The sequence below is a fragment of the Duganella qianjiadongensis genome (genome assembly GCF_009857915.1).
In the GTDB taxonomy this organism is placed as follows: Bacteria; Pseudomonadota; Gammaproteobacteria; order Burkholderiales; family Burkholderiaceae_D; genus Rugamonas; species Rugamonas qianjiadongensis.
This window is the reverse complement of sequence record NZ_WWCM01000074.1, coordinates 1-516: the sequence shown is the minus strand read 5'-3', so window position 1 is coordinate 516 and position 516 is coordinate 1. Positions and strand designations below refer to the sequence as shown.

The following is a 516-nucleotide window of genomic DNA, read 5'->3' as shown; positions in this document are numbered from 1 at the left end:
AGTTCCTTCTCCCGAGTTCTCTCAAGCGCCTTAGAATACTCATCTCGCCCACCTGTGTCGGTTTGCGGTACGGTCTCGTATGACTGAAGCTTAGAGGCTTTTCTTGGAACCACTTCCGATTGCTTCGTGAACAAGTTCACTCGTCCCAATCCCTTGAATTACGTGCCCGGATTTGCCTAAGCACCTTCTATGAATCAGAAACTGACTATTCCAACAGTCAGACAACCTTCCGCGATCCGTCCCCCCATCGCATCATACGACGGTGCAGGAATATTAACCTGCTTCCCATCAGCTACGCATCTCTGCCTCGCCTTAGGGGCCGACTCACCCTGCTCCGATGAACGTTGAACAGGAAACCTTGGGCTTACGGCGTGAGGGCTTTTCACCCTCATTATCGCTACTCATGTCAGCATTCGCACTTCTGATACCTCCAGCATCCTTTACAAGACACCTTCGCAGGCTTACAGAACGCTCTCCTACCATATCCTTACGGATATCCGCAGCTTCGGTGACTGG

The 516-nt window shown here is 51.6% G+C and carries 1 rRNA gene; it reads right to left on the bottom strand.

Annotated features, from left to right (window positions below):
• Nucleotides 1-516 (bottom strand): 23S ribosomal RNA (locus tag GTP27_RS23325); the annotation flags it as partial.